4 protein-coding genes are annotated in these 4183 nt (G+C 48.8%); 2 read left to right on the top strand and 2 right to left on the bottom strand.

All coding sequences use genetic code 11. From position 1 onward, the window contains the following. Nucleotides 1–621: 621 nt before the first annotated feature. Complete coding sequence (locus AB1S50_RS19055) at nt 622–1314, top strand: hypothetical protein (RefSeq protein ID WP_367152813.1); 693 nt, start codon at nt 622–624, stop codon at nt 1312–1314. Nucleotides 1315–1481: 167 nt separating this feature from the next. Here the strand turns inward: AB1S50_RS19055 and AB1S50_RS19050 are convergent, their stop codons facing one another. Next, entirely contained in the window at nt 1482–2336 is an 855-nt protein-coding gene (locus AB1S50_RS19050; RefSeq protein ID WP_367152812.1) for a sulfurtransferase, read from the bottom strand. A gap of 576 nt (nt 2337–2912) precedes the next feature. Continuing rightward, complete coding sequence (locus AB1S50_RS19045) at nt 2913–3494, bottom strand: hypothetical protein (RefSeq protein ID WP_367152811.1); 582 nt, start codon at nt 3492–3494, stop codon at nt 2913–2915. 351 nt (nt 3495–3845) lie between these two features. On the opposite strand from AB1S50_RS19045, the gene AB1S50_RS19040 reads away from it, so the two are divergent. After that, on the top strand, nt 3846–4064 hold the full coding sequence (locus AB1S50_RS19040; protein ID WP_367152809.1) for a transposase: 219 nt from the start codon (nt 3846–3848) through the stop codon (nt 4062–4064). The last annotated feature ends 119 nt before the right edge of the window (nt 4065–4183 follow it).

The following is a 4183-nucleotide window of genomic DNA, read 5'->3' as shown; positions in this document are numbered from 1 at the left end:
AGGAACAGTTCGCGCCGTGTTTTGCGTTTCTTGATAGTGTATTCGGCTTCGGCGAAGGTCAGTTGGCTCATGATTGAATCTGTGTATGTTGGAAATGGGGTAAATTATGCCAGACTGGAGCAGTTTTTCAGAGGTTCCCTAACCCCAGTATAACTGTGGAGCAGTTGCTTAGCTCGGAGCCCGAGCATGTCAAGATACTTGCCAGCGCCACGGCGGTTAGCAACAATTTGATACCTCAGATTACTGCCACCTTTGGCTATGATTTTACCTGTCCTACCATTCAGTCGGGAACACTGAGAGCCAAGAGGACCTACGGCACTGAAACCTCATGGTCGCTGGTGTTGAACTTTTCAAAGTCCAACCAGGATATAGTTGGATATCCGACCTGGACTGGTTCAAGTGCCACATGCCTGCTGAATTACAATTGGACAGCTATGAATCGCTATGCACTGAGCGCTACTGTGGGAGTTGGAGCGGGTTTCTCGGTTGATTTACCTGACCACGAGTATGGAGACAACACAAACGTATCCGTAGTCCGTCATTCTGACCATGCCTGCCCGGTAAATCCCTGTGGTGGGAATACCGGAATAATTTGCCCCTGAGTAGCATGAGGAATAAAAAGTGAAAAAAATAATTTCCAAAACAATCTCCTATGCAAAGGTACCTGGATTTGTCGTAACTCTGGCATTGTCCGCGGCGTTTTCTTCCGGTACTCAAGCGCACCCCTGTACCTATACAGACCCCATTGTGATTGACTTGGGTGCAGACGGTATAGAATTTTCGGCTCCCGGGAAGGGTGTGCGTTTTGATATTTCGGCCAATGGCCGGCCTACCCATATCCAGTGGGTTATGGCAGGGGGCAATGAAGCCTTTGTGGTACTGGATCGCAACGACAACGGTATAGTGGACGATGGCTCCGAGCTGTTTGGTAATGCCACGGAACTACATGACGGCAGCGGGACTCTGGCCGCCAACGGATTTTTGGCGATGGCGCAATACGACAGTCCACTGCTGGGCGGTAATGATGACGGTATTTTGAGCGAGGCGGATGTAATCTGGTCTGATCTCAAATTATGGCTGGATAAGAATGCGGACGGTATCAGCGATGCCGATGAAATCATGTCATTGGCGGAGTCAGGGGTGGAGAGTTTGCCGACGATCCCAAGGAAAAATCCAAACCGGCATGACGCCGCCGGTAACCTGATGCCCTATTGGGCGCACGGCCAACTGGCAGCCGCGAAATCCAATGGCGGTGGTGAGAAGTTTACCAAAACCAAAGTAGTCGATGTCTTTTTTCAGATAATAGGCCACTGACAAACAAAATCGGAGGGCCCTGGTCCTCCAGGCCTCACTGTTGACCTATCTTAATAGCCCTGTTCGGGAATTCGGCCCGGCCAGGGCTTTTTCTTTCTTTGATTGATCCGAAAATCCAATCGATCATTCTCTTCTATTGAATTACTCGGTTAATAGCACTGTTACTCCTATCCACTTTTCTCTTCGCTGCCCGGATGCAGAATATGGGCGCACCAGTCGCTCCAACTGCCTGGATAGAGAACCGTATTTTCGCGGCCGGCGAGATATAGGGACAACAGATTGACACAGGCGGTCACACCGGAGCCACAATAGCAGACCAGGCGCTGGTCCGATGGCAGATCCGCCCAGTGCTGCTCAAGTTCCGTCCGGTCGCGAACAAAGCCCTGCTCGTCGGTGATACGTTTCCAAGGCTTGTTGACCGCGCCGGGGATATGGCCCGCCAGTGGATCTATTGGCTCTTCCTCGCCATCAAATCGACGCGGTTCCCGAGCATCCACCAATTGCATGCCCGGCATTGGCTCCGGGTGGATATCCCGGTAATCCACAGTCATGTCCGCCCGGGGGCTGGCAACAAAGTCTCTGGCCGCAGCCGGGGGAGTTCCCTCACCGGTGACCATCGCCAGGCCGGCGTCTCGCCAAGCGCCCAGACCACCATCCAGCACCGCCACCTGTTTGTGGCCGAAATAGCGAAATAGCCACCAGGCCCGGGCCGCAAACGCCAGCCGCTGGTCGTCGTACACCACAACCCGGGTGTTGGCACTGATGCCCGCGGCGCGGGCAAAAGCCTCAAATTGTTGTGGGGTTGGCAACGGATGGCGTCCGCCGAAGCGACTCGGTAGCCCGGACAGATCCCGGTGCAGGCTGGCATAGATGGCGCCGGGGATATGGCTGTCCTCAAAGGCCCTGGTACCGGCGTCCGGGTCATCCAGCTGGTAGCGGCAGTCCAGTATCACCAGATCCGGTTGTGCCGCTATAGTTGCCAGATCTGTGACGCTGATTAGGGTTGGTAGGGTCGAATCCATAGATTTTTTTAATACTCCTGTTATTACTATAAGAGGCGACTCATAGCACCGCCGCTGGAAAATGCGCTGAATGGTGGCCAAGTTACGGTGACAAAAACCCTTTGTCCAGTGGCAGTTGGAGAGAAGACCATCTACTGCAGAATAAAAGCCCGAGTGATTGTGGGTTAAGTTGCAACCTCTGGCTATGAAGTACTAAGTAACCCTGGAAAAGGCCAAAAGTACCAATAACCCTGACAAAATGAAAAGACTTCTATATTCATGGGCCTGGTCTTCCCTTTTTACAAGACAATACCAAAAATAAAACGCCAAATTGTCGTGGCTAACCCCCCTATCAGAAAAACACTGCGTCTGATGTTCTGAAAAGTCGCTTTTTTGCGGATTCGATTTTTCCTGAATTTTTGGTGGAATGACATGCGAAATTATTCGCGACTTTTCTTCAGTGATACGATTGTATCAATAGGTATTCTGCCAAGTGATTATTCAGAGGGTTTTTTATGGGCGTATTTATTTAGCTTGTAAAAATGCACTATACCTGCGTGGTCTTTGTACTGTTCGTGTGGCTATTTATCATTTTTATCACATACATAATTTAAAGAAAATTTTTATGAAAAACTTAATAATCTCCGTATTTCTTACCATTAGCATTCCTTTCCCAAGCAGCCTGGTCAATGCGGAAACCTGGGCTCCCACGGGGACTGTCGCTTTAGAAGGTTTTATATCTGCTGGATTCGGCCCATTTCCCTGTGAACTGAATGGAACGGCTATCTTAAATGGCTCGGATGCAACCATCACAGCCTTGTCAGTGTCTGATTTCTCTCCTTTAGATCCCTGTGGAATAACGGGGTTCAATGGATTGCCATACAATATGGAGGGCCATAGTGGTACTTTCTGCAGCACCACTGCTATGGTGACTATAGAGAATATACAGATGCAGACTATATTTGGTGTATGTAGCGGAGATTTAACAGGGGATATCGACCTGACTACTGGGGTTATACGATTTGAGGATGCCAGTATTCCCTTCTGCACTTTGAATGGTGGAGTAAATACCAATCCACCTGCATCCTTTATTCCCCTTTGAGGGTGGCAGAGGGCCGAAAAAACCTTGTCTATAGCCTGCTGTCTCGAACGGAGAAATTCGGTTTGCAAGTCCAGCATACAATTACTTGATTTGTTGTGGTAGTTTTCAGACAAGGATCACAGATGTGGGGCAGGAAAAGCCTAGGATAGCTTTTCCTGTTGACAGTTGGAAGATAGGTTATCATTGCAATGAAGCCGATATTTATAGATCTCGCACTCAAAAACTTTCTTCCTAGTGGCACCTTAAGTGCTGATTCAATAGTATAATATTCAATGGAAATCACATATTTCTATTTCTGTATAGCTGATCCCATTAGACTAATTTTATCAAAAAAGTATTTAAATAAAATTAATTAATACATAGGTAAACCACCGCCTCTGGCGGTGAGACTTGACAGGGCTCTGCCGTTCAGTCGTGCAGAGTAGAGAATGTGGCCTCCCATGAACCGGCAAGTTCTATTAGGAGGCCATATGAGAGATTGGCAGAACCAAGCCCACGTAAAGCATTATTGCAGGTATCACATAGTATTTGTCCCGAAGTATCGAAGAAAAGCGATATTTGGGGCTTTAAGAAGAGAGATCGGAGTCATATTCCGTGATCTTTGCCGCCAAGCAGGAGTTGACCTAGTGGGCCATGCGGTTAATTAGGTAACACATTTTTGGCTCGCTGCACTGAAGCCAGTACCGTGTCGGCGCTCTTTGTCCATTTAAATGGTTTGGCAAGATCGCGGTTATGAACACGAATAAATCGCTGCAGCTCGGCCTTC

It is taken from the genome of Microbulbifer discodermiae (assembly GCF_040742695.1).
Taxonomy (GTDB): domain Bacteria; phylum Pseudomonadota; class Gammaproteobacteria; order Pseudomonadales; family Cellvibrionaceae; genus Microbulbifer.
The sequence above is the reverse complement of the archived record's forward strand: the minus strand, read 5'-3'. Positions and strand labels throughout refer to the sequence as shown.